The organism is Candidatus Neomarinimicrobiota bacterium (genome assembly GCA_021734025.1).
GTDB lineage: Bacteria > Fidelibacterota > JAANXI01 > JAANXI01 > JAANXI01 > JAANXI01.
Genome location: JAIPJS010000024.1, coordinates 31,275 through 55,489, shown reverse-complemented (window position 1 = coordinate 55,489; position 24,215 = coordinate 31,275). Strand labels below are relative to the sequence as shown.

The window sequence follows — 24,215 nt, the reverse complement described above, 5'->3', positions numbered from 1 at the left end:
GAGTGGACAGACCTCTGGTGTACCAGTTGTCCCGTCAGGGGCATTGCTGGGTAGCTATGTCTGGATGGGATAAGCGCTGAAAGCATATAAGTGCGAAACCCACCCCAAGATTAGATTTCCCTCCCGATTTATCGGGACTGAAGGCTCCTTGTAGACGACAAGGTCGATAGGTCACAGGTGTAAGCTCCGCAAGGAGTTAAGCCGAGTGATACTAATGAGCCGTGAGGTTTAATCAATATTCTTTTATGAGATTAGACGGGTAGAAGTATATCAGTTACTTTCCCAAAATTATTTTTGGATTTTTCCGGTGACTATAGCAGAGGGGAAACACCTCTTCCCATTCCGAACAGAGAAGTAAAGTCCTCTTGCGCCGATGGTACTACTCCGGAGACGGAGTGGAAGAGTAGGTCGTTGCCGGGATCTCTTATTCAAAGCCCCCGTGAAGGCGGGGGCTTTTTTTATTCTACGGGGGAAAGAAAATATATTGACTTCGGATTTGATTTACCCTTATTCTGGTTGACAGCTTTTTAAGCACAACGTATATTGCGAAAATCAAATCCCGCTTATCCAACCCCAATACAAATGATGTGCATCACAGAGAGCCGGAACCAGATGATCTCACTCACATATTGTGGGTGAGAACTCCAATACTATGGACTATACAGACTATCCATCGTAAGAAAATTGTAAGGAGAATAGTGGTATGAAACGATATATCCTCTTTTTGGTAGTCCTGGTTTTTCTCCCTTTGATTAAGTCTGAGGCACAAGTTGTTGAGAATGATGTCGTCCGGGTCGAATTGATGCAGACACCGGACGAATATTCGATGATGTATGTGACGGACCTGATCAACGATCCTGCAAATGCGCCGATAATTTTTCAGATTCGACTAATACCGAAAGTCACAGACCCGGAAATCTCAATCGAGGCAGAATTTACCGCAGATGTACCGGACCTTGGATTAACGAATGAGCAGATCTTTTGGGTCGAAACAAATCCGTTTGAACTCATTGGCGATGTACTTATCAATAATCGGGACCTGGCTGAGCAATCAAATGTCGTTAGTACTTCCAATGGACCAATGGAGATTGGCGCTCGCGCTGAAAATGTGCAGTACATTCAGGGCGAACGGCAGGACGAATTGGTAAATTCCATTTTGGCAATGCCGATGGTACCGCCGGGAGTGTATACCTTTCGGTATACTATTCATACGAATCAAGGCAACGTCAGTGATGTTATTTCTATCGAATTTGCATCCCGTCCCAGTGTCCAGCTAGTAGCTCCTGCAAATGAGGCGGTAATTCAAACCACTTATCCGGTATTCCAGTGGGAGTCTTCAGGGGCCACTCGGAACTGTAACTACGGGATCCGGATTTGCGAATTTGATCCGGAAAAACATAGTTCCCTGGAGGAAGCACTTAACGATGAGTCGAATCTTCCGTTCCCGGATAATGGAGAGTATTTTGAATTAAGCAGTGCCACGTCCTTCCAGTATCCTCTCACCGGAGCAAAGGAAATTGAAGAGGGCCGCCAGTACGTTTGGCAAATCCAGAAATACTGTGAAACTACCCGTGGGATGGAAACGGTCGAGAGCGAAATTTTTAAATTTGCGGTTGGTGGTGAACAGGTTGATCCCGTGAGTCTGGCGCTGCAATCGGTTCTCGGACAGGATATGTTTGACCAATATTTTGGTGTTGGCGGCGAATTGGCAGGATATTCTGCGGACCCCGGAAATATTATGGTAGATGGTGAAGTGGTGTCGATGTCGGAATTAATGGAATTATCCACACAATTTAGCACTGGCCAACACACAATTATCAGCGTTCAGGTTCAGGAATAGCGTGTGACGATTGGCTAGGAGGGCGAATGACCATGAAAAAATATATCCCACTCATCATGTTGGTAGTGTTTTGTAGTACCTCACTCAGCGCGCAGGAAAGTATTGCTATCACGACAAAAACTACCGGTTCCATCAGTTTTAAACGGGCAAATCAGGAAGAGTTTAGTTCCGGCCTGAAAATCGGCACCCGCATCAATAACAATGATCAGATAAAGACCGGCGAAGATGGGTATGCGGTGGTTGTCTTTCTGGATGACAAATCCCAGCTGAAGGTGCAACCGAATTCAGTCGTTCAAATTGAAGGGGCCTCCGCTGAAGATCAGGAAGGTATTAGCAAACGTATTAATGTTGATACCGGTAAACTAAAGGCCGAAGTTGCTGAACAGCGACGTGGCGACTTTGTTATTGCAACGCCGACTTCTGTTGCTTCGGTGAAGGGAACAATTTTTTGGATTATCGTGGATCCGGTTTTTGGGGATCAGGTGGTCGTAGAATCCGGAAATGTTGAGCTGACGAATAATGTCACCGGGCAATCGGTTACAGTGGAGTCAAACCAGAGCGGTTCATCGAACCAGGAAGGGAATGTTGAAATTACTATTACCCTGACAATTACGGGGACCATTCAGTCTTACACCGAAGGCGTCAGTATGACGGTAAACAATGTGTCCCTGGTTTCGGGTGAATCACCAGAAGGCGTCTCAATAGAGGGAGCCGGCCCGTTAAATGTTTCGATTGGCGACTTTACTACCTTTGAAGGGGGCCAACCCTCTGCCGGGGATAATGTGACCATCAATGGGCAACTCCGCCAGGATGGTACATTCACCGCGAATATCGTAAGCGTGGTAGAAGAGACGCATCGCATGGAAATTGAGTTCGAAAACAGTGACGGTGAACGAAGGAAACTTGAGATTGAATACAAATAAATTCCGAATTCGATAGCCCGGATTTCGGTCAGAACAACTGAAAAATTGGATATCATCTTGGGAGAGATATGGATTTATGTCGGGCGCTTCTTCGTCTGATTATCGTCCCGTTGCTGATTGTGTTTACCGGGGCATCAGGACTACTTGCGCAAGGTCAGATATTACATTCCCCTGCACGAAATTACATACCAGGGCAGGAAATTGAACTCGAAGCCGTCGTCGAGGGAACGGCGGCCAATGTTGAAGAAGTCCGGTTGTTGTATAAGCCAGCAAACCAGAGTGGATTCGCCGAAACCACGATGGAGTTTCGATACGGCTATTATTATGGAACTATTCCCTCGGAGTTTGCGACGGAGGCCGGAATAAAGTATGCCATCATCGCCGAACTGGTGGATGGACAGCTGATCGCTTTTCCTGAAGAAAATCCATACGATAATCCGGTTTTTATACCGGCGGCGGGGCAATCCCAATCCCAGTCATCTCAACCGCAGCGACAACAGACTGAGACAACCAGGGAGCGGGTGTATTCTGACGATTATAGTACACAAAGCGAGGAACTCATTTTGTCACCTACCCCCAATTCCTCGGTACCACAGAATGAAGTATTGATCGCCGTAACCCTGTACACGATCCCCGATGTAGATCCCGAATCAATTAGACTCTTAGTGGACGGAACTAATGTGACGAAGCAGGCCGAGATTTCGCCTGAGTTGGTGACTTACAGGAATACGCAGATGCGGCAGGGTTTGCATACCGTGAGAATGCAATTTAAGGATGTGGCCGGCAGAACATTTGAGCCTCTGTCTTGGCAATTCCGGGTAACCGGAGCGGAAGAAGGACAGCGCGCCGAACTCGATATGCGCGGGCGCATGTATGTTGAATCCAGCCGAAGCGAGATCCGGAATCGACTGGAAAATATTAATAAGGTTAACGCAGATATCCGGGGTTCGTACGGTTTTTTGAATTTTAATGGAAATGTGTACCTCACGTCCAAAGAAGATCCCAGTGTTCAGCCGCGGAATCGGTATAGACTGGGATTGAATTCCTCAAAGCTCCGGCTCCAATTTGGCGATTTTTATCCCAGGCTTTCGCGGCTGGGAATGTGGGGTAAACGGGTGCGGGGCGTTAACACCCAGCTGCTTTTGGATTACGTGAATCTGCACGTGGTCTATGGCTATTCCGAGCGGGCTATCCAGGGGACCGGAGTACTTGATTCGTCCATCGCACAGATAGACACGCTCCAGCAAAATCCATTGATGGCCGATACAACCTATGATTACTACAATGATCTGCGTGGATATACCTTCCCGCGCCGGGTGTTGGCAGTCCGGCCAAGTTTCGGGAGCGGAAAGCACTTCCAACTGGGCTTCTCATTGATTTCCTCCCGTGATGATACCACCCAAATTAATACCGGCCTTGATAATGTAACCGCAAGCCGGGCTGTATGGAATGGTGCAACACCGAAGGACAATATTGTAGTCGGAAGCGATTTATTAATTGCCTTCGATCGGCAGCGCTTCGTCTGGGAATCCAGTGCATCCCTCAGCTGGCAAAACGACGACATTTTCGGAGGAGCGCTGACAGCCGAGGATACGTTGGAATTCGGTTCCGATTTCCAGATTCCCGTCTCGGATTTTCCGATCGACCCGTCAAGTATTCAAAACCTTTTTATTATCAATAGTCATATCCAGCCGTTTCTTCCGGTTCCGGCATCGGTGGACAGTAACTTTAATCTGACCTTGCGGCCGGGAGATATCCAGGATTACGGATCGCTGGCGTATCAGTCCAAGGTGAGTATGAACTATTTTAACAATTACCTCACCATGCAGTATCGCAGGGTTGGCGCGGCGTATAACTCGTTTGCCAATCCCTATATCCGCAAAGATGTCGCTGGAATTGAATTCTCTGACAGAATCAGGATGTTTAAAAATAAAGTATATCTGACGCTGAAATACGAGAGCCTGGATGAAGGGCTTTCAAGGGAAGTGCAGAACCGGATTACTTCCAATAACGCCGGAACCGGCCTGTCAATTTACCCCGGCGGGGATTTTCCCACTATTAACTTTAACCTGAACCAATATCACCGGTTCAACGGCCTGGATGAACGGTTTACCCGTATTGATACTACTATAGATGCTTCGACCAGTCCGCCAACGGCGATCTACGATACTACCTACATTGATAATCGCGTGGATAACACGACAATGTCCAATACGATTACAATTTCCCAGCCGATAAACCTGTTCGGTATTAACCACGAGCTCGGACTGAATTATCTCCGCTCGTTCAAGGAAGATAATATTGTGCGAAGTAAGGATTATCCGGATATTACCTATTCCATGAACCTCATTTCCGTCTCTCTGCAGAGCCGGTTCGACATTCCGTTAATGACCCGGTTGTCATACAGTATGAATGAAAATGAAACCGGCCCTAACCTGACTCGATTCCAGATTATCTCCGCCGGCGGACAATACCGGATGTTTAATCGGAACCTGATTTTGAATGGCCAAGGCCGGTACACGAAATCTACCGGCGCCACCGAATTTGTCCGAACCGGGTTCGAGGGCACTATTCGATATCGCTTTCTTGAAGATCATACACTTAGTACCAACATCAGAGTATCCCGGACGGATGAAACCATTAGCCCAACGGAATCGAGCCAATACACAAATTTGATTTACCGACTTCGGTATTCCTACCAATTTTAAGAGAATGTTGTGACAATCGAATGAATCCAAAGTCCTGACATCGTAATGTCAAAAAAATCAATCGTTCAGTTGGGGATCAGTCTAGGCATCGGTGCGATTGTTGTCGTCCTGTTAATCTTCCTCCGCTCTTTCCATCTCCTCGATACCCTGGAGTTGAAAACGCTGGACTATCGATTTGTGTTGCGCGGTCCTTACACGGGCCTGACGAGCGAAACTGACCTGACCAACGATAGTCTGGATGTAGTGCTGGTAGATATCGATGATGAGTCTTGGCGCCTCATACCCTACCGATGGCCGTATCCCAGAGATATCTGGGCACAGGTCGTCGATAATCTGACGCGTGCTGGCGCTTCGGTAGTTGTCTTTGATATCGAGTTTGATACTGAGGATAACAAGTCGGCGCATGGTGATTCAATCTTTGCCGAAAGCATACGCAGGGCACGGAACCAGGGCACCGACGTTGTTTTGGCGGCGAAATTAGTCCGGGAAAAAACCCGGGTGCCGCCGGAATATGTGATGAAACCCGTTGAAACACTGATGGAAGCCGAACCGGCACTCGGGCTGATCAACGAACGGGTAGATTTAGATGGCTTTTCCCGCCGGTATATTGCCTTCCACTATCTTCCTGATGAGGATCAAGCCTACCTTTCTCTGGCAGCAAAAGCTGCGGCTGAATACCGTGGTATTCCGGAATCGACGAAAATATCACAGGAAAAGGGCTATATCCATTACGGTCCCATGAATATCCGAACATTTCAGCATCCGGCGCTGTTTCTGATCAATTATTATGGGCCACCCTCGGCAGGGGGACCGGATAAGCCGCTCGGGCCCTGGGGTACGTTTCACCGCTATCCGCTATCCAATGTTCTGGATGATTCCGATTTTGAACTGAAATTTCCCCAGGAAGATTCCGACTGGATGGAGCTGTTTTATAAGGATGGAGCACTCGCTCAATTCGGGTTGACAGAGCAGAGCCCGTTTGAGGACAAAATTGTGATGGTTGGTGTATCGCTGGAAGATTTCCACGATGTGAAGGAAACGCCATATATGAGCTACGGCGGATACCAGCATCTGATGCCCGGAGTGGAAACGCATGCGAACGCAGTCCAGACGATTCTGGACGGGAATTACATCCGGGATGCAGGCACCGGAGCATTGCTAACAGCGCTTATACTGCTGGTGGCGCTGACAGCAGGTGTCGTTGCCTATGCCAAGCCACTCATTGGGGGGCTGGTTTCCATCGTGCTTGGTTGGGCGTACGTGGACTACGCTTTTGGGCTGTTTTTTCAGGACTTTTTCTGGAGCATCCCCAAATTGTTTAACTTCACGCTTGGTCGGGTGGAATTGTTCCAAAAATGGGCGGGTGCCCTCGGCATGGATTTTGGAGTTGTGCCACCGGATTTTGGTGAATCGATATATCTTCCGGTTGTTGTACCATTGCTCGGTATCATTTTGACATATGTCGGAAATGTCGTGTACCAGTTCATCTCCGAGCAGCGGGAAAAACGATGGGTGAAAGACGCATTCGGGCACTTTCTGAGCCCCAAGGTTGTCTCAGAGCTCATGGAAGATCCGGAACGGCTTTCCCTGGGGGGAGAGCGCCGGTATTTAACCGTACTCTTCTCCGATATCCAGGGATTTACGACCGTCTCGGAGAAGATGGAACCGGAAGCACTGGCCGAATTTTTGAATGAATATTTAACCGAGCTTACCGATATCATACTGAGTTATAACGGCATCATTGATAAATACGAGGGTGACGCTATCATGGCAGAGTTCGGGGCGCCGCTGGAAACGGACGATCACGCGATACAGGCCTGTAGTGCTGCGCTGGATTGCCAGTTTAAACTCAAAGAACTCCGGGAAAAGTGGCTTGATGAAGGTCTTCCTGAAATCCATACACGGTTTGGAATCAACAGCGGTATTGTTGCGCTGGGGAATTTTGGTTCGAAAGATGTCTTCGACTATACAGTCATGGGGGATACCGTCAATCTTGGTGCCCGGCTGGAAAGCGCCAACAAGCAGTATGGCACCTATATTATGATCAGCAAATCGACCCGTGAAGAAATCAAAGAACACTTCCGCACCCGCTTTCTTGACTCGCTTGTGGTGAAGGGTAAAACTGAACCGATCAAGGTATACGAATTATTGGGTCGCCTGGGCGAAGATACGATGCCGCACCTGAAAGACAAGGCAATCCTGGAACCGTACAATTCCGGCATTGAACACTACTTTAATCGTGAATGGGATGCCGGAATACAGGCATTTACGGAAGCGCTTGAAATCGATCCCGACGACGGACCGTCCCAACTGTTCCTGGAAAGGTGTCGATCCTACAAAAAGAATCCACCACCGGAAGACTGGGATGGCGCCTTTACCATGACCTCCAAGTAACAAATTAGGACCTGCCCTGCGGTTTTTATAGGATAATTCCCGGATCTTCCCAATCTCTCCACGGTAATTCGTTAGTATCTTGTTGTTTATATATATTGGGCTTTGGATTTGACACCTAAAGCGGAAACTGATAACTTGCACAGCTATGAAAAGGAGACTTCTATCAGAATGAATCAGGTACGGGCAAAAATACTATGGGCGGATGATGAGATCGATCTTCTGAAGCCGCATCAGATGTATCTGCAGGAGAAGGGCTACGACGTGACTGGGGTAACCAACGGGCCCGATGCCGTGGAAGAAATCCGGAATGACCGTTACGATTTGGTGCTGCTGGATGAGATGATGCCCGGGCAGGATGGCCTGGAAACGCTGACCCAAATCAAGGAGACGTCGCCCGGCCTTCCGGTGATTATGATCACCAAGAATGAAGAGGAATCTTTGATGGAAGAGGCCATCGGATCAAAAATTTCCGATTACCTCACCAAACCCGTAAACCCGAGCCAAATTCTCCTGGCGTGTAAAAAGGCGCTGGAACAGGGAAAAATTTCCGGGGAGCAGGTGTCCAAGAGCTATATCAACGAGTTTAACCGGATTTCCCAGCTTTTGATGTCTGGTCCGGATATTGAGGAATGGTCTGACCTCCATTTTAAACTATCGCAGTGGGAGGTGGAGTTCGACGATCACCCAGATCTCGGATTAAACCAGACCCTGACTGATCAGAAGAAAGAGTGCAACGTTGAGTTCGGAAAATTTGTGGAAAAACGCTATGCTGACTGGGTCACCCAGGAACGCGGTGAACGCCCTAATCTATCGCTGGATGTGGTTCCGGAGCACGTAAAACCGCTGTTGGATGCCGGGAAAAAAGTCGTGTTTATTGTGATTGACTGTATGCGGCTGGATCAGTGGCTGACTATTGAGCCAATGCTGTATCCTTATTATCGACTCCAGAAAAATTACTATTATTCGCTCCTGCCCACAGCCACGCCATACGCCAGAAACGCCATCTTCAGCGGGCTTTTTCCGTCCGAACTTCCGGAATATTATCCGGAAATCTGGCAAAAGGCGGAAGATGATGATATGAGCATGAACCGGCATGAGCATGAATTGCTAGACCGGCAACTCAAACGGTTGGGAATGTCACTGGATGGCGGCTCGAAATACGTGAAGGTACTGGATGCAGAGGAAGGCCGGTCGGTGGAGCGCAATATCAAGTCCATGTCGAATATTCCGCTGATTTCTCTGGTGATTAATTTTGTGGATATCCTGGCACATCGGCGGTCCGAATCGGAATTCTTACAGGAAATGGTCCCGGACGAGGCGGGATATCGTACCATCGTCCGGGCCTGGTTCGAGCACTCCTGGCTGTTCCAGGTGCTCAAGCAGTTAAGCGACAGTGATTATACCATCGTGCTGACCACTGACCACGGCAGCATACGGGTGCAAAATCCCGCAAAGGTCAAGGCCGACCGGGATGCTTCAACTAACCTCCGGTATAAATACGGACGGAATCTGAATGCGAGCCAAAAGCAGGCGGTATTCGTCGGCAATCCGGAAGATTTTAAACTGCCACGACGAGGAGTAAATTCGACTTACTTGTTAGCCAAAGAAGATTATTATTTTGTATATCCCACAAATTACAACCGCTATCGGAATAAGTTTTACGACACCTTTCAACACGGCGGGATTTCTCTGGAAGAGATGATTTTACCGGTAGTAACACTTGAACCAAAAGGGTAAGCCATGAGCGAACCCCACGCGTGGAATACGAACAGTCCGGAGGAGACGAAGGAACTCGCTCAGCGATTCGCCAAATCAGCAAATCCCGGTGATATTTTTGCTCTGTATGGCGATTTAGCGAGCGGAAAAACGACGTTTGTGCAGGGATTTTGTGAGGCGTTGAACGTCACCGAACCCGTCACTAGCCCTACATTTACGCTCATCAACGAATACACGGGCCGAATCCCGGTCTATCATTTCGATTGCTACCGCCTTGAGAGCGAAGAAGAACTCTATTCGCTGGGATTTGAAGAGTACTTTTACGGTGATGGTATCGTACTAATCGAGTGGGCTGACCGGGTGGAAGGACTGCTGCCGAATGAATGTATACGGCTTTTTTTCCAACACGACTTTTCCGGAGAATCGGTGAGACAAATTCAATATAAACACGGGAAGGAACCGGCGGCTGTATGAGGCTTTTAGCCATAGAAACAGCCACCGATGTTTGCAGCGTTGCCGTGGCGGATGACGGGCGTGTCATCGGACATAGTACGGTTACGTTGCCGCGGAAGCACTCGGAACTGCTCTCGACGCAAATCCGGCAACTGTTGACCAATCTGGATATACACATGGATGACCTGGAGGGCATTGCCGTTTCCGTTGGTCCGGGTTCGTTTACCGGAATGCGTATCGGTGTGAGCACGGCAAAAGGATTGGTCTTTGAGTCGGATACGGCCCTCTATGCGGTTCCGACGCTCGCTGCCTCGGCATGGTGCGCCCGGTATGTTGTCGACAGTGTTGCCGTACTTCATCATTCACACCGGAATTACTACTTCCTCGCCCAATATGATTTCAGCAATGGGATGCGGGAAATTACAGCACCGGTTCGGAATAAGCTCAATGAGCTGATGAAGTTGCTTGATGCACAGCAGCCTGTTCTTCTCCAAACCGATCCAGGCGACGCTCTCATCGATGATCTCGGTGATCGCGTCATTTTTTTGAATCCGGTGAGTGCCGTACATGTGGCATCTCTGGCGGTCACGTTTTCTGAACGATTTTACGTAGAGGATCCGTATTCTCTGGAGCCGGATTATCTGCGTAAATACGAGGCGGAAAAATATAAAAATCCGCTCCGGGCTGAATAGGTATCGTATGATCGAACTGCAACATACGGATCTTGATGTGGATACGGATGATCCAAAACCGAAAATCGTGATTCGAGACATGGACGTCAGCGATCTGTCTGATGTGCTCCGGATCGAACAGGAAACGTTTTTACATCCCTGGAAAAAGTTGCATTTTTTATCGTCGCTCTATCGTAAACCGATGGCCCAATGCTGGGTAGCGGAAGCGGAGGAACGTATTGTGGGTTATCTTATTGCATGGTATATTTCCCGGTATTCTGGAGAACTGGGCGAGGTGCATATTCACAATATCGCCGTGGTTCAGGCGCTGCAGCGAAAGGGGCTTGGCGCGAAAATGCTGCGACATGCTGTGGAATACGGCAAGCGTCAGGGCATTTCCGTCGTGGGACTCGAGGTGCGGGAATCGAATACAAAAGCACTTCGATTTTACCGGCATTTTGGATTTGATGTGATCGGTCGGCGGGAGAAATATTACGGCGATGAGGATGCCTTGTTGATGGAATGCGGTGTGGACAATCTTTTGACACAAATGAGATAACAGATATCAGTTATGGATTGGTTTCGCAGAGTTAAAAAGAGCATCCTCTCTTCCGAGAAGAAGCAGATCCCGGATGGGCTCTGGGTGAAGTGTGACGGGTGCGAGGAGATTATTTATAAAAAGGAACTGGCGAACAACCTGCACGTCTGCCACAAGTGCGGATACCATTTTCGGATCGGCAGTCAAAATTATATCGAAATGCTCCTGGATACCGATAGTGTTCAGGAATTTAATCAGCACATTAAATCCACCGATCCGCTGGATTTTAAAGCTTCCAAGAAATACAGTGACCAGCTCAAGAATGCCCGGCACAAGACCGGAATGGAGGAAGCCGTTCGTACGGTGACCGGCACCGTCCATAGCCATCCACTGGTCATGGCAGTGATGGATTTTTCGTTTATCGGCGGTTCCATGGGGTCGGTCGTGGGTGAGAAAATTGCACGAGCTATTGACCGGGCAAGAGAGCAAAAAATGCCGCTGCTCATAATCTCGTCCTCTGGAGGTGCCCGGATGATGGAAGGGGCTTTTTCGCTGATGCAGATGGCAAAAACCAGCGCCAAGTTAAAGCAATATGCCAACGAAGGTTTACCCTTTATCTCACTGCTCACCCATCCAACCACCGGAGGCGTCACCGCCAGCTTTGCCATGCTGGGTGACTTTATCCTGGCGGAACCAGGAGCACTTATCGGTTTTGCCGGGCCACGGGTTATCAAACAAACCATTGGCCAGGATTTACCTGAAGGATTCCAGCGCGCAGAATTTCTCCTGGACAAGGGGTTTGTGGATCGGGTTGTGGCGCGGAAACAATTGAAACACGAATTAAAGATAATTATCGAGTTCTGTACGACAAATGTTGAATAAGCCGTTTATTTTAGTTACCAACGACGACGGTATTAACGCACCGGGGATCACAAAACTCTACAAAAGCATGCAGGAGATTGGTGATGTCGCCGTGGTGGCGCCTGATCGGGAGATGAGCGCAGCCGGCCATGCCATCACACTCTCGGATCCGTTGCGCGTAACCGAAGTCCGTTTGGATGATAATGTTACCGGATATGCCGTAAACGGAACACCTGCTGACTGTGTAAAAATTGCGGTGAAGGCGGTTCTGGACAGGACACCGGACATCGTAGTCTCCGGTATCAATCTTGGGAGCAATACCGGCATCAACGTCATTTATTCCGGGACGGTGTCGGCAGCCACCGAAGGTGTGATCCTTGGAATTCCGAGCGTCGCCTTTTCATTGGCCACTTACCAGGACGCCGATTTTAATCCCGCAGGACAGATTACGCAGCAAGTGGTCAGGGAGGTGTTGGAGCATGGCCTCCCGGACAATACGCTGTTGAATGTGAATATTCCACCGATTCCGGCCGGTGAAATTAAGGGAATTGTGGTCGCCAAACAGGGTAAGGGGTTCTATGATGAAAAATTCGATAAGCGGACTGATCCTCGGAACAGGGTATACTACTGGATGTCCGGTGAGCGTCGCGCAATGGAAGAGGACGATGATTCCGATGAGCGCATGGTCAGGGAGGGGTATGTTTCGGTCACCCCTGTTTATTATGATTTAACGCATTATGAATATCTCACACGTTTAAAGAATTGGTCGCTGTTCGATGACGGTAATTTTGATGTCAGGAAAGTGTCGTGAGCCAATTGATCGCCATCCTTGATTTTGGGTCCCAGTATACCCAATTGATCGCCCGGCGTGTGCGGGAACTGGGTGTCTATTCCGAGATTTACTCTCCGTTTATTTCCATAGAAGAACTGCGCTCGAAAGAACCGGCGGCAGTGATTTTATCCGGCGGGCCCGCTTCGATTGATAATCCGGATGCCCCGCATCCTGATGCCGAACTATTAAAACTGGAAATTCCGGTGTTGGGGATTTGTTACGGGATGCAGTGGTTGGCCAATGCTGAGGGCGGTGCGATTGGACACAGCGATAACCGCGAATACGGAAAGGCGAATATAAAAGTATTGAAGTCGTCCCCGCTTTTATCGCAGGAAATGGACGAATCCCAGGTTTGGATGAGCCATGGCGACCACGTGGATGTAGCCCCGTCAGGGTATACAGTCCTCGCCAGGAGCACCGGGATTGTGGCCGCCATGGGGAATGAACAAAAGCAGCGCTACGGACTGCAATTTCATCCGGAAGTGACGCATACGACTTACGGCCGGGATGTGCTGAAACATTTCTTATTTGATATTGCCGGATGCACGGGAGAGTGGACTCCGGAAGAATTTATTTCACAGTCCACCCGGCAGATCCGGGAGCGCGTTGGTACCGATCGAGTTATTTGTGCCGTGAGTGGCGGAGTGGATAGCTCTGTGCTAGCGGTATTATTGAACCAAGCTATTGAAGAACAGTCGGTACCGGTATTCATCGATACCGGCTTATTGCGCTATGATGATATCGAAAACGTCACCGAAATTCTCGCGAAAGAACTCGATCTACCCATCAGGTATCACGATGCTTCTGATGCCTTCCTGGATGCGCTTGCCGGCGTGACCGATCCGGAGAAAAAGCGCAAGGTGATCGGCCATCAGTTTATCGAAGAATTTCAGCAGATTGCTGATGAATACGATAATTTGAGTTTTCTTGCCCAGGGAACGTTGTACCCGGACGTTATCGAAAGCCAGATGGTCACCGGACCGTCCGATACGATTAAAACGCACCATAACGTTGGAGGTTTACCGGAACAGATGGACCTGGAGCTGGTTGAACCTTTCCGGGACATGTTTAAGGACGAGGTCCGGAAAATTGGCCGGTTGTTACAAATTCCCCAACGAATCTTGGGCCGGCATCCCTTCCCGGGACCGGGACTTGCCGTTCGTATCCTTGGAGAAGTCACCCGGGAGCGATTGCGTATGGTCCGGGAAGCAGACCAAATTTTTACCGAAATGCTGTATAAACATGAAGCCTATGATGACGTATGGCAAGCACTGACCGTTCTGCTCCCGGTGAACACTGTAGGCGTAATGGGGGATAACCGGACGTATGAACATGTGATTGCAGTACGAGCAGTCGTCAGTGTCGATGGTATGACGGCTGACTGGGCAAAATTATCGCCTGACCTGCTCCAGGAGGCATCATCAAAAATTGTCAACGGAGTAAATGGCATTAACCGGGTGGTTTATGATATTACGTCGAAGCCGCCTGGCACTATCGAATGGGAATAACAGTAGTTTGAAAATTGGATAAATTGGAGTGTAACCTATGTGTGGAATAGTTGGCTATGTCGGACCCAGACAAAGCGTTCCGATACTCATGGATGGACTCGCCCGCCTGGAGTACAGGGGATACGATTCCGCAGGGGTGGCATATCTGCAGGATTCCGAGATTACCGTACAGAAGCAAAAGGGCAAGTTGAATAAGTTGAATAAGGTAATTAATGAGACGGAGATCAACAGCACACTTGGTATTGGACATACCCGTTGGGCCACGCACGGAGTCCCGGACCAGATTAACGCGCATCCCCATACCGATTGTAACAACCGGTTGGCTCTGGTACATAACGGGATTGTTGAAAATTACGCCTCGCTGAAAAGGGAACTGGAAAAGCAGGGGCATTCTTTCAGAAGTCAAACCGATACGGAAACCCTCGTCCACCTCATTGAAGAAAATTGGACGGGTTCGCTGGAAGAATCCGTATCCAAGGCGTTGAAAAAAGTCATCGGTGCTTATGGAATTGCGGTAATTTCCAGGGATGATCCAAACAAAATTGTCGTGGCCCGTGCGGGCAGTCCAATTGTCGTAGGAGTCGGTGAAGGAGAATATTTTGTCGGTTCGGATACGGCTGCGCTGGTGAAATACACCAGGGAAGTTTTTTATCTGGAAGATGGACAGATGGCCGTTATCACCCCGGAAGAGGCTAAAACGTATGATGTCCAGTATACCAATGAAGTGGAAGCGGATAAGCACACCATTCCGTATGACCTGAAGCAGATTGAAAAGAGCGGATACCCGCATTTTATGCTGAAGGAGATTCATGAGCAGCCGGATACGCTCAGGGATTCAATGCGTGGACGCCTGCTCCCGGAAAAAGCGAATGTGCGGCTTGGTGGCATTGCTGATGTTCTTGAAGACATCGAAAACGCGGATCAAATTTATCTGACGGCCTGCGGAACCAGCTGGCATGCTGCTCTTATCGGGGAATATCTGATTGAAGAGTTTGTCCGGACGCCGGTGGAGGTGGAATATGCCTCGGAGTTTCGCTATCGGAACCCGATTATCACGCCGGATACGGTGGTAATCGCAATCAGCCAGTCCGGAGAAACCGCCGATACACTTGGAGCGCTGCGCATTGCGAAAGAACACGGCGCACTCTGTCTTGGTATCTGTAACGTAGTGGGAAGCACCATATCCCGTGAAACTTCGGCCGGAGTATATATCCATGCCGGGCCGGAAATCGGTGTGGCCTCCACGAAAGCATTTACCGGCCAGGTCTCCGTCCTGACGTTGCTGACTGTGTTGTTGGGACGCCGTGATGGACTCAACCGATCAAACGGCGAACGCATTGTAAGGGAATTAAGTAATTTGCCACAAAAAGCAGAACAAATCCTGGGGAACACCGATCAGATTGAAGCAATTGCCAAAGAATTCAGTGACCGCCGGAATTTTCTGTATCTGGGCCGGGGATACAATTATCCGGTTGCGCTTGAAGGTGCGCTCAAACTCAAGGAAATTTCCTATATCCACGCAGAGGGATATCCGGCGGCGGAGATGAAACACGGACCGATCGCCCTCATCGATGAAGAAATGCCGGTCGTATTTATTGCCACTAACGACAAGAACTACGACAAAGTCCAGAGCAATATGGAAGAGGTAAAAGCGCGCGGCGGGCATATTATTGCGGTGGCAACTGAAGGTGATACGGAAATAAAGAACCTGGCTGACCACGTAATCTATATCCCGGATACCGAACATTTTCTGACACCAATTCTTACGTCCATTCCTCTCCAGTTGTTGGCGTATTATATCGCCGTAGAGCGTGACTGCGATGTGGATCAGCCCAGAAATCTCGCCAAGAGTGTTACTGTCGAATGATGAAACCTGGAATTGATGTTACTGTGCTACGACGTGTTACCCTCATTGGAATAATTGGCTGTATTTTCCTATTCGACGTTCCGTCAGCCTCGTCGCAATTTTTCTCTAAGTCCGAGACGGAAAAGCGTTTTGAAGCCGGCGTTGAGGCATATAATAATCAGGAATATGATCAAGCGCTTCAAATCTTCCAGAATCTTTATACACTGGGAGATGAGAATCCGCAGGCGACGGCGACGCATTTGATGTTAGTGAAAACGTATCATCAGAACGGTTTAGATCGACAGAGTATTAAATATGGTAAGGAGTTTATTGCCGCATACTCCAACAGCAGTTATCTGGACGATATTTATTTTGCTATGGCACAGTCGTATCTGGCGATGTCCCAGTATATTAACGGAGCCAATTATTTTGGCTTTTCAATCGTCGTTTCCCGGGACGAGGCTCTGGCCCGAATTGCGTTAGACCACCTGCTGAAGACCACAGATATTTTTCTGACGATGGAAGAAGTCCAGGCGCTGGCAGATGGCGCAATTGAGAGCCGTGAAAAGCTCCTGTTTCATCTGGCGCTTTTACAGGAGTATATCCAGGCTGGAGAAATGAGTTTAGCCAGTACAACAGCGCAAGAACTCGAAGAAGAATCCCTGCCGGAGATACTCAAGCCGACATTTCAGGCGCTGAGAAAAGCAATCCAGTATGAAGGCGGTAACCAGCGTTTGGCCATTGCGGTTATCGCACCGTTGAGTGGTCAGCAAGCTGATATTGGGGAAGATTTATTACGCGGAATCCGATTTGCGCTTTCCCAGTCTTCGGTGGACCGGATTAGTATTGTTCCATTGGATAATGCTGGCACGGCTCTTGAAACAGTGCGTCAGTTGCAGCGCATTGTGAAGCATACCCGGGTTGTTGCCGTGATTGGACCGATGTATTCCGAAAACGTGATAGCCGGCGCAGCGTTGGCAGGAAAAGCTCAGCTTCCGTTAATTTCTCCGACAGCATCCGGAAATGGGCTCGCCGGGTTAAATAAATATATTTTTCAGCTCAGTCCCGATTACGAAACCCGCGGTAAAGCGGCAGCTCAATACGCAACGGACTCCCTGAATCTCCAGACCTTTGCAACAGTCAGTCCGGCCGATCCTCAGGGAAAGGCGCTGACGGATGCCTTTACCGCCGAAGTAGAACAGCGGGGTGGCGACGTTTTAGAACAGGTATGGTATAGTGGCACTCCACAGGACCTGGGGGATCAATTTACACACCTCAGAGAAGTCGCATTTCGGCTCAGAGATGAATATGCGGCGACCATTGATACCGCTAAAATTGTGTCAGACAGCCTCCGGGCAACAATGCCTGATTCGGAATTCGTGGCGTTATTCAACGAACGGATGGCGGGAAAAGCGGAAGAAATTGACTCCACCGAAATTAAACTGAAGCAGTATGACGGCATGTATTTCCCAATTCGAAACAGCGATATTGATTACATTGCTCCACAATTTGCGCTCTATAACTTTGATACTCAGGTTATCGGAAATGTAGACTGGTATGACGAAGCTACCTTACAACAGTATTCCAGTTACGTGGACAGTATGGTCGTGATATCAGATCACTATATACCGGAGGGGACGCAATCATACTCGGATTTCGTCACGGATTATCGGAAAATGACGAATGCCACACCGACAACAATCGATTTATACGGATACGATGCGATGCAGTTATTGATGCAAGCCATCGAGGATGGTAATACGACCCGCCTGTCATTGGAGGAATCACTGGAAAGTATTTCCCGCGTGCAGGGGCAAATCCGAAATTACACGTTAAATGGTTCCCGAATCCGGGTGAACCAGTCGCTGAACGTCTTACAGTATTTGCGTCGCGAGTTTGTCCCATTAGATGTCATTACCACGGGGCCCCGGCAAGTGCATCCCATGGAATTGTATTTCGCCGAATGATTTTCCACACGGAAAATCAGGTTGAATGGGCTGTCTTTAGTCAGTGGGAAAATACGCCAGAGATTTTCCACGCATTTACGACCCGGAACGGAGGGGACTCCGAAGGAAAACTTGCGAGTCTGAATCTAGGGCGCTCCGAATACGAGTCCGAAAGTACACTGATGGAAAACCGGCGGCGGTTTTTTCAGGCGACTGAGGTCCCACCAGACAGGACAGTGCAGGCAAAACAGGTGCACGGTACCACCGTCCAAATCGTTCGGGATCCCGGAGTAATTGGCTATTGTGACGGACTACTCACGGATGAGAACAACCTGTACCTTATTATTGGAGTTGCGGACTGCCATACACTCTTTCTTCATACCAAAGATTACTCCGTGGTTGGTGCGCTGCATGCCGGTTGGCGGGGCATTGCCGGCAATATTTTGGACAGTGCTCTTTCGAATATCTCCGAACAATTTGGCTATTCCTCGTCAGAGGTTGAATTGGCGATCGGCCCCGGGATAGGTCCTTGCTGTTATGAGGTGGGTCCAGACGTTGTGAGCCGGTTTCCGGCGGACGTTATTGAACGGCGCGAGCATTCAACCTATCTGGATTTATCCGGTGCCATCGTGAAACAGGCGAAAGCGCTCGGAATTCCAGGATCGCAAATAATTTCAAACGAGCACTGTACGAGCTGTGAATCGGAAAAGTGGTACTCCTATCGCCGGGATGATGGAAATACCGGACGCATGTGGGGAGTCATCGCGAAGACGGAAGGCGGGAAAAAATAGATGGAATTGACACGCGCAATCTTCCTTGGCGTGATTCAGGGATTAACAGAATTTCTCCCGATTAGCAGTTCGGGACATCTGGCGCTGGCCCAGGCGTTGTTTGGTCGCCAGGCGACCGGCCTCGTATTTGAAGTCTTTGTCCATTTCGGCACGGTAGTAAGTGTTTTAGTCGCCTTCCGAAAGGATATTTCAGAGATACTCGGCGCGTTATTTCGTGGAATAATCCGGCCTGGAGAATGGCATTCATTATGGGCGAACGATCCTGACTTTCGGATGAACTGGATGATTCTCATCGGGATTATTCCGGCCGGCGTAATCGGATTCGTCGTGGAGGACTTGGTGGATCAGGCTTTCGGGAGTCCTGTTTTGGTCGGTTTTATGCTTATCGGCACGGCGCTCATATTGTGGAGTAGCCGCTTTGCAGTGAACCAGGATGCGGACCTCAACTGGAAGAAGAGCATCGCCGTGGGATTTGCACAGGCGTTGGCAATTATTCCCGGGATCTCCCGAAGCGGAACAACAATTACCGCAGGGATGTGGCTGAAATTGAATCCGGAACGGGCAGCGAAGTTTTCATTCTTCCTGGCGATACCGGTTATTCTCGGTGCGAGTCTTATCAAATTTATCGAGATCCTGCAGACAGGCATCGCCAGTGCGGCATTGTGGCCGTTGGTGGCGGGGACGCTCGCCGCATTTCTTTCGGGATGGATTGCCATTGTTTTCCTTATGGATCTGCTGCGGAAGGGGAAATTCAGCTGGTTTGCGATATATTGTGGTTTCGTCGGGGTGCTCACAATTATAATTTCTATGGTGAATTAACCGGTAAATAATTGTAATGGCGCGACAATCCCCGGTAGAACAATATTTCGATAAAATCCAGGCGTTGCAGGATGATCTGCAGCCGGCATATTTTCTCTATGGTGAAGAAGTGTATCTCCAGGACACCTTTCTTGAGGCTGTGTATAATGCATTTCAGGATCGATACGGCTCCCAGTGGACAAAATATGTCTATCACTGTACCGAAATTGAGCCGGAAACTATCCTTGAGCAACTAGTATCGGATTCGTTATTCAGCGAGCCGAAGGTTATCGTTATCAAAGAGCTGGACTCATTCGATGACAAGAAACAGGGCGGCAAAGCGGCCTTGCTTGACTATCTGGGGAATCCCAGCGGTGATATTACACTGGTGTTACTTAAAGAGTCCACCCGCGTCTCGGATAAATTTTCCAAAAAACTCAAGAAAGCAGCCGTTCCTATCGAAGTTCGGATTCCCTGGATGCGGGAGATGGATGCCTGGGTGCAGCATTTTCTCCGGGAAAAAGGGATTCAAGCGGATATGGAGACCCGAAGTCGTCTTATTGATATGGCCGGAGAATCGCTCCAGCAACTGGCAAATGAGCTGGAAAAGCTCAAAATATATCTTCCTGAAAACACTCCGGCACTCACGCCGGAATTGCTCAATGAGTTCGTAGGCGAAACTCGCACACACTCGGTGTTTGAATTTGCCGATGTACTGGGATCAAAGTCCCTGCCGGAGATACTGGAGTACCTGTTTTCATTGCTTGATGAGGGTGTGAGCGTTAGCTATATTTTAAAAACAACGGCAGATTTCTATGAACGCATGTGGATTATAAGCGAAATGATGGCAGCAAATAAATCGGATAAGGAAATTAACCGGGAAGTGTTTAACGGACGCAATCTGGCCTGGAAATACAAGAAGTTGGGGAACCGGTTTCAGAGCCGGGAGATTCAGCGGGCTTTTCCGCTGTTGGAAGAGGCCGATCTGCTGACCAAAACCACAAGCGCTCTGGAAGAAAAGAACTATATGTCGGCGCTTTTTATTGAACTTTTTAAGCAGGAGCAGGTGGCTCTCCATGAATGATTTCATGGACAAATACACTGACGAAGAACTGATTGCCCGTTTTCAGCAGGGGGATGAGTACGCCTTTGAGGAGATCGTAAACCGGTTTAAGGATCGGCTCAAGAACTTCGTGTACCGGTATCTCAGCAGTGAGGAAGCCGCCGAAGATGTGGTGCAGGATACTTTTCTCCGGGTCTACCAGAAGAAGCATATGTACCGGAATATTGCCAAGTTTTCTACCTGGATTTATACTATCGCCGGAAATCTGGCAAAAACAGAACTCCGCAAGCGGAAGCGGCGTAAAATGTATTCCCTTGAGGACCTTGGCCTGGAAGACAAAGAATACGAAATCCCGTCAGAGGATTTTGCGCCGGAAGAAGGTGTGGAGGGGGAGTTTACAGAGGCGGAAATTCAGACGGCAATAGACGGATTATCAGAAAAGTTCAAAACGGTCATTATTTTGCGAGATATTCAGGAACTTAGTTACGATGAGATCAGTAATATAGTCGATGTTCCAGTTGGAACAGTGAAATCCCGAATTAACCGGGCGAGAATAAAATTGCAGGAACAGCTCCGGCACCTCAGAAGTTCGGAAAGTGAAAAAGCTTCCTGAAAAGACCATGACTTCCCAAAATCCCCAATATCGAAAATGTAACGAAGGAGGTATTCTATCGAATGAATTGTTACGATTACGAGTCACACCTATCCGCTTTCGTCGATGGCGATATGCCATCACAGTTGCGAAAAGAGTTCCTCCAGCATAAATCAAACTGCCCTCAATGTGAAGAGCAGCTTCGGGAGTTCAAACGGGCGCTGAATTCTCTCCAGTCCCTGCCGAAAAAGCGGGTTGCCCCGAATTTTAATCAGAAATTGTACGCCCGGATCAAACAGGAGGAGCAGTCGAGCGTTTGGAGCAAAATCCAGGATCTGATCCCTGATTTACGAGTACCGCGTTATGTGGTAGCCACGGCATTTGTACTAGTGGTGGCTACTGTGGGTTTTACATCTCTCCAGGATAACAGCGACACCCGTACTCCGGTTCAAAAATCGGTTGTTCCGCCACCAGCGTTGAATGTTCAGCAGCCGACCGTAACCAATCAGGCGGAGTCCGTTTCTCCGGACGACGAAACAGTCCCGGCACAAGATACAAACCGGGTCGTTTCTCCGGAGCGTAAGCGGTCTTATGAGGAACAAATTAAGTACGTGAAGAGCGACTGATCGTTCGGCTTTCGGTCTTCTACCCGACTCCCTTTTGTCGTTGATTTTGGGGGGGATCGGTATTAAAATTCCCCTCGACCATAGACTTGCAGCCAATGGAGGGGTTTTGCGCTTATGCCCAGCGGGGTTAACATTCGTTTATATATAGTTTTAGCGTTGGTATTCGGCGTGCTTGCCGTTGGTGTTTTTTTGTATCCTGGTGTTCCTCAGACCGGTTTAGGATGGATTGTCAAAGCACTGATGCTCGCTGGCTTCGGGGTGTATCTCTGGATATTGTTACAGGATCTACAGGTTACATCCATTGCCGTTACGGAATTCTCACAGTCTGGATCCGGTGCTTCGACGGAATCTGGGTCCCAACTTTCTCAGATGGAATTCGATTTCCAAATTATTCCCGATAGTAAATCCTCGGAAGATCAGGTCGATGCTACAGAAGCCTACAATGAATTCCTCGGTCAGCTCTTGCATGTAATTAGTGAAACCATGGTAAGCCATGCAGTTATGCTTTATATCACTGACGGGGCTACCGGGCAATTGGTCCTTCAGGATAGTTATCTCCCAAACGATGAAACACTAAAATTTAAAGTTCGTGCAGGCCAAACGCTCCTCAGTAAAGCTTTTGTAACCAATGAGCCGGTGATCATTTCCGATGTCCGGCAGGAGGAAGAAACGCTCGGATACTATGAGGAGCCCGCGTCCGGAGTACAATCGTATATGGCCGTCCCGCTTCGATATCGGGGGCAGCCTATTGGTGTACTCGCCGTCGATGATACGGCCAGGGGGAGTTATGGCGCAGCAGATCAAACATTGCTCAATGAATATGCGCAAATTATTTCTGACGCGATGGTCCAGCTGGATTCTCTGGATCAATTGATTGAACAAAAACGATTATATGCCAGGCTCTGCAAGGTAAATTCCCGGTTAAGTTTGACGGATAACCAGGAGGAACTCCTCCAGCAAATCGTCCAGGTGAACCGGGAACTGTTCGAATATGAAAGCGTCACTGTTGTTTTGCTCCAGGCTCAGAATTCGAGCCAGGCGGAAGTGGCCGCTGTCGACGGGACAGTGGAGCACCCCGGCAAGGGATACCGGTTTGAATTACGGGAATCACGGTTAGCGGAGGTTATCCATTCCGGGCAACCGCAGTTGTTTACCGAATCTGCGGAGAGCGAATCGGTTATGCCGGAACTCCAGAGTGAATGGACAGAACACCAGTCCACTTTATTGGTTCCAATTCAAAGCCACTCTGAAACTTACGGGGCAATCATTCTGCAGAGCAAAAAGCCAGGGGCCTTTAGCGAGCAGGAACAGGATATCCTGATGATGGTTGGTTCGGTGTTTGGTGCTGGGCTCAATCGTTTTTATCTTTATCGCTATATGAAAAATATTGCGACGAAGGATGAATTAACCGGAGTCTCGAATTATCGGGCCTTCCGGGAGCGCCTTGAGGATGAAATTCAGCGGAGTGATCGGTATGATTCCCCCTTTACATTGTTCATTGCGGATTTGGATAAGTTCAAGCGGATTAACGATACCCATGGACACCTCTACGGAGACTATATGCTGAAGGAGGTCGCCCGGATCATTAAAGAGTCCGTGAGGAATATCGACATGGTTGCCCGGTATGGCGGGGAAGAATTTGCGATTATTTTAGTGAACGCTTCGGCCAAAAATTCCGAGAAAACGGCAAACAGGATCCGGGAAGGTATAAAACAATTTCAATTTGAAAAAAATAGCATCAAGGAGCGAATAACTATCAGTGTTGGCATTGCTGAGTATCCGTCACACGCCGAGACAGCAGAAGGCTTAATTGAGCGGGCGGATGAAGCAATGTATCAGGTGAAACAAATTGGTGGAAATTCGGTACAAACATATCAACAAAAGAAGTCAATTGAGGAGGCATAATGGCCAAAAAACCAAAATCATTCGCCGATAAGGTTGCAGCAGCAACGGAAGATAAGGGACGACATTGTCCCGAATGTGGCGAATTGTATGAATTTGTGCAGCAGGTATCTTCTGTACAGAATGAAACACAAACGAGCTGGAAATTTAACCAAAAAATGACCGCAGTCTGCAATTGTAATCGTTCAGAAGTCCTAGGTTAACATA

Annotated in this window: 20 protein-coding genes and 2 rRNA genes; all 22 read left to right on the top strand. The window is 48.8% G+C overall.

Translation table 11 applies throughout. The features are described from left to right. Positions 1-236: ribosomal RNA gene (locus tag K9N57_16515) — 23S ribosomal RNA — on the top strand; the annotation flags it as partial. 67 nt (positions 237-303) lie between these two features. Further along, positions 304-420: ribosomal RNA gene (rrf, locus tag K9N57_16510) — 5S ribosomal RNA — on the top strand. A 283-nt stretch (positions 421-703) separates the two neighbouring features. Then, entirely contained in the window at positions 704-1,840 is a 1,137-nt protein-coding gene (locus K9N57_16505; protein ID MCF7805788.1) for a hypothetical protein, read from the top strand. A 26-nt stretch (positions 1,841-1,866) separates the two neighbouring features. Continuing rightward, entirely contained in the window at positions 1,867-2,763 is an 897-nt protein-coding gene (locus K9N57_16500; protein ID MCF7805787.1) for a FecR family protein, read from the top strand. A gap of 68 nt (positions 2,764-2,831) precedes the next feature. Then, entirely contained in the window at positions 2,832-5,471 is a 2,640-nt protein-coding gene (locus K9N57_16495) for a hypothetical protein (GenBank protein MCF7805786.1), read from the top strand. Positions 5,472-5,516: 45 nt separating this feature from the next. Beyond that, entirely contained in the window at positions 5,517-7,865 is a 2,349-nt protein-coding gene (locus K9N57_16490; protein ID MCF7805785.1) for an adenylate/guanylate cyclase domain-containing protein, read from the top strand. 168 nt (positions 7,866-8,033) lie between these two features. Continuing rightward, a complete protein-coding gene (locus K9N57_16485) occupies positions 8,034-9,602 on the top strand; it encodes a response regulator (protein MCF7805784.1) in 1,569 nt (522 codons plus the stop codon). A 3-nt stretch (positions 9,603-9,605) separates the two neighbouring features. After that, positions 9,606-10,055, top strand: a complete 450-nt coding sequence (gene tsaE / locus K9N57_16480) for a tRNA (adenosine(37)-N6)-threonylcarbamoyltransferase complex ATPase subunit type 1 TsaE (protein MCF7805783.1) — start codon at positions 9,606-9,608, stop codon at positions 10,053-10,055. Further along, entirely contained in the window at positions 10,052-10,726 is a 675-nt protein-coding gene (tsaB, locus tag K9N57_16475; GenBank protein ID MCF7805782.1) for a tRNA (adenosine(37)-N6)-threonylcarbamoyltransferase complex dimerization subunit type 1 TsaB, read from the top strand. Before tsaE ends, tsaB begins: the two co-directional genes overlap by 4 nt. A gap of 7 nt (positions 10,727-10,733) precedes the next feature. Next, entirely contained in the window at positions 10,734-11,264 is a 531-nt protein-coding gene (gene rimI / locus K9N57_16470) for a ribosomal protein S18-alanine N-acetyltransferase (GenBank protein ID MCF7805781.1), read from the top strand. Between the two features lie 12 nt (positions 11,265-11,276). After that, positions 11,277-12,125, top strand: coding sequence for an acetyl-CoA carboxylase, carboxyltransferase subunit beta (accD, locus tag K9N57_16465; protein ID MCF7805780.1), 849 nt, complete (start codon positions 11,277-11,279; stop codon positions 12,123-12,125). After that, a complete protein-coding gene (gene surE / locus K9N57_16460; GenBank protein MCF7805779.1) occupies positions 12,115-12,915 on the top strand; it encodes a 5'/3'-nucleotidase SurE in 801 nt (266 codons plus the stop codon). The genes accD and surE overlap by 11 nt, the downstream gene beginning before the upstream one ends. Continuing rightward, the gene (gene guaA / locus K9N57_16455) at positions 12,912-14,444 is read left to right on the top strand and encodes a glutamine-hydrolyzing GMP synthase (protein ID MCF7805778.1); all 1,533 of its coding nucleotides are present in this window, start codon (positions 12,912-12,914) and stop codon (positions 14,442-14,444) included. The genes surE and guaA overlap by 4 nt, the downstream gene beginning before the upstream one ends. Positions 14,445-14,481: 37 nt before the next feature. Then, positions 14,482-16,311, top strand: coding sequence for a glutamine--fructose-6-phosphate transaminase (isomerizing) (gene glmS / locus K9N57_16450; protein ID MCF7805777.1), 1,830 nt, complete (start codon positions 14,482-14,484; stop codon positions 16,309-16,311). Next, the gene (locus tag K9N57_16445) at positions 16,308-18,257 is read left to right on the top strand and encodes a penicillin-binding protein activator (GenBank protein ID MCF7805776.1); all 1,950 of its coding nucleotides are present in this window, start codon (positions 16,308-16,310) and stop codon (positions 18,255-18,257) included. The genes glmS and K9N57_16445 overlap by 4 nt, the downstream gene beginning before the upstream one ends. Further along, positions 18,254-19,027: a peptidoglycan editing factor PgeF gene (gene pgeF / locus K9N57_16440; protein MCF7805775.1), complete on the top strand. Its 774-nt coding sequence runs from the start codon at positions 18,254-18,256 to the stop codon at positions 19,025-19,027. The genes K9N57_16445 and pgeF overlap by 4 nt, the downstream gene beginning before the upstream one ends. Next, the gene (locus K9N57_16435) at positions 19,028-19,846 is read left to right on the top strand and encodes an undecaprenyl-diphosphate phosphatase (GenBank protein MCF7805774.1); all 819 of its coding nucleotides are present in this window, start codon (positions 19,028-19,030) and stop codon (positions 19,844-19,846) included. A 16-nt stretch (positions 19,847-19,862) separates the two neighbouring features. Then, positions 19,863-20,909, top strand: a complete 1,047-nt coding sequence (gene holA, locus K9N57_16430) for a DNA polymerase III subunit delta (protein MCF7805773.1) — start codon at positions 19,863-19,865, stop codon at positions 20,907-20,909. Then, positions 20,902-21,501, top strand: coding sequence for a sigma-70 family RNA polymerase sigma factor (locus K9N57_16425; GenBank protein MCF7805772.1), 600 nt, complete (start codon positions 20,902-20,904; stop codon positions 21,499-21,501). The genes holA and K9N57_16425 overlap by 8 nt, the downstream gene beginning before the upstream one ends. A 62-nt stretch (positions 21,502-21,563) precedes the next feature. Then, positions 21,564-22,106, top strand: coding sequence for a zf-HC2 domain-containing protein (locus K9N57_16420; protein ID MCF7805771.1), 543 nt, complete (start codon positions 21,564-21,566; stop codon positions 22,104-22,106). 114 nt (positions 22,107-22,220) lie between these two features. Continuing rightward, positions 22,221-24,011, top strand: coding sequence for a diguanylate cyclase (locus K9N57_16415; protein ID MCF7805770.1), 1,791 nt, complete (start codon positions 22,221-22,223; stop codon positions 24,009-24,011). Next, the gene (locus tag K9N57_16410) at positions 24,011-24,211 is read left to right on the top strand and encodes a hypothetical protein (protein MCF7805769.1); all 201 of its coding nucleotides are present in this window, start codon (positions 24,011-24,013) and stop codon (positions 24,209-24,211) included. Before K9N57_16415 ends, K9N57_16410 begins: the two co-directional genes overlap by 1 nt. The last annotated feature ends 4 nt before the right edge of the window (positions 24,212-24,215 follow it).